Consider the following 2548-nt stretch of genomic DNA (forward strand, 5'->3'; position numbering starts at 1 on the left):
ATTAGAAGAAGAAAGATATGAAATGGATCGTGCCCAGAAAGTCGAAAATGCCAGAATAGAAGGTAGATTGGAAGGAATTGAAATTGGTACTTTGAATACAATGAAAGAAAATATTAAAACAATGTATAAAAATAAATGTGATATACAATTTATCGCAAAAGTACTGGAACAAAGTGTAGAATATGTTCAAAATGTTCTGGACGAAAAATAATGAGGCTGTTATGCCTTCTTTTTATATATGAAACCTTTCTAATAAAAAATCACATTCATCGGTTGAATTTGTTAATTCTGCCCAGCGAGCAGACAATAGTTTTGCGTAATCTATATAGAATAATCCATAAGAAGCCAGAGAATAACCGTCATTGACTTCAATTAATAAGGTTCTTCCATCTTTTGTTAAACCAAAATCTATAGCTACACCAGCCGGTACACTTTTATAGTCTTTGATACAATTTATAATGACGCCCACATCAAAATGAACTTGCCAGCTGCCTTTATATTGTTTAACATCTATTATTTTTCCGTATCGTATAAAACAGCGCCATTCAGCAATAAAATCTACTACTTCACTACAATATACTTCTAAATCTTCATTATATTTTCCACAACCAATCAAATCTTTTGAACCATTCACAACAATACCTGTAAATGCTTTATCTTGTTTCGGTTTCACAAATACTGGCCACATATTTGTTGAATTATTAACAGTGTCAATCGTAGAAGACCATATTCTTCTTCCTAAATATGTTTCTAATTCATTTGGGTAATCTATGTCAGGTGTAATGATTTTAAAATCATATAATCGATTACGTACAGTTTGAACATAACCAACGACAATGTCTTGTTTATTTGATGTTTGTAGTTCTTCTTTTGTATGAAAAAATACAGTTTCCATTCCCATTTCTTTAAAACCAAGATAAGCAGAATAAAAATTAATAGTACAGGGAATATAATTTTTATCACATTGAATATAGACTCTCATTTTTTTCTCCTTTTCTTACAGTCTAAATCAGATATTGACATTATGAATGTCAGAAAGTTTACTTAACGTTGATAAAAAATCATTTCACTAAAAAATAATAAAATAAAATAAAAATCACTTTAAAACAAGTGATTTTCTCAAGTTCTAGTGTAGAATAAAAGTATGAGAACGTGGTTATTGACTTGGAATAGTGAATGCTGGGATTGTCGGAAAGAAAAGATGGATGAAATCGATCAGGTGGCTTGCAGCTATCAAAAATGGAATTGTGGAAAGAATCGATCCATTCAAAAAGGTGATCGTATTTTTTTGATGAAACTTAGACAATTTCCTAAAGGAATTATTGCCAGTGGAAAGGCAATGAGTGCTGTATTTGAACAAAATGGAATTCATTATATTTATGTTTGTTTTGATCGAATTGATGACTATGAAAGTCAGGAAATCTTAAACATGAATGAATTAAAGAAAATTTCATCCAATTATAACTGGTTATCAAAGTCTAGTGGCATTCAAATTCCCTATGGAATATCGCAAAAATTAGAAAAGAAATGGACAGAACTGGATTCGCTTCATTTTTTACATTCTTTTGGAATGGAATTTGTACAAGAAGATACTTCTTATTCATCTTATAAAGACATTTCTTCTTTATTAAATGAATATGGATTTGAATTTGATACAGAGACATCAAAAGTGATTTCTTATCGCAGTAAACAAACCCATGAGACTATTTATAGTCTAAAAACAAATACCTATAATCTTGTGGTACATCCAGATACGTTTATTAAAGGATACAATGGATGTATCCACTATAATTTGGATTTAAAACGATTTGAAAAAGAGAACTCCATTCCTTATGGTATACAATACGAATTTGAACATGAATTTGAAATGGAAATGTTTTTATCAGCTTTTACCAATCAATTAAATCCCATTCAAGATAAAAAAATCTGGATCATGTCTATGAATCCCAATGTGTTTAATCACATTGGTTGTTTAAAAAAATATAAAAAATTGACAACACGACAATTCTTTAATTTTGAAGCAGGTGATATTGTATTAGTATATAGCAGTTCACCAATTCAAAAAATTGAAGCCTTGTGCATTGTGAATCAAGTCAATTTATCGTCTTGTGATATGTATGATGAATTCTGGTATGACTCCCTAAAGAAAAGAAAAAATCAAAAAAATGAACGATTCTTTCAAATGGAACTTATTCACTTAGTCAACAATGAATTATTATCGTTCGATTGTTTAAAAGAACATGGACTTAAAAATGCGCCCCAAGGCGCTATGAAATGTAATCATGAACTTTATGAATATATATTCAATGAAGTGGGAATATAAAAAAAAGAGTGCATAGCACTCGAATTGTCATGGCGCAAGAACAGGGATTTGAACCCTGGCACCGCGTTAACGATCTACTCGCTTTCCAAGCGAGCCCCTTCAGCCACTTGGGTATTCTTGCGTTTCTTAAAGAATACATGATTCAAGACAATCTGTCAAATGGAGGAAACAATGAAATACGATGTAGCCATTATTGGAGCCGGACCGGGAGGCATTTTCTCGGCT

General features: G+C 31.1%; 3 protein-coding genes and 1 tRNA gene. 2 read left to right on the plus strand and 2 right to left on the minus strand.

The genetic code is table 11. The annotated features are described in order from the left end of the window. The coding region (locus ACI32A_RS03255) for a hypothetical protein (RefSeq protein WP_439753593.1) at positions 1–211 on the plus strand (211 nt) is incomplete at its 5' end. Between the two features lie 21 nt (positions 212–232). On the opposite strand, the gene ACI32A_RS03260 is transcribed toward ACI32A_RS03255, so the two are convergent. Beyond that, positions 233–982: an ATP-grasp domain-containing protein gene (locus tag ACI32A_RS03260; RefSeq protein ID WP_439753594.1), complete on the minus strand. Its 750-nt coding sequence runs from the start codon at positions 980–982 to the stop codon at positions 233–235. 162 nt (positions 983–1144) lie between these two features. On the opposite strand from ACI32A_RS03260, the gene ACI32A_RS03265 reads away from it, so the two are divergent. Next, positions 1145–2323, plus strand: coding sequence for a hypothetical protein (locus ACI32A_RS03265; protein ID WP_439753595.1), 1179 nt, complete (start codon positions 1145–1147; stop codon positions 2321–2323). 30 nt (positions 2324–2353) lie between these two features. On the opposite strand, the gene ACI32A_RS03270 is transcribed toward ACI32A_RS03265, so the two are convergent. Beyond that, positions 2354–2444: transfer RNA gene (locus ACI32A_RS03270), tRNA-Ser, on the minus strand. Positions 2445–2548: the final 104 nt, after the last annotated feature.

It is taken from the genome of Floccifex sp. (assembly GCF_051873555.1).
In the GTDB taxonomy this organism is placed as follows: Bacteria; Bacillota_I; Bacilli_A; order Erysipelotrichales; family Erysipelotrichaceae; genus Floccifex.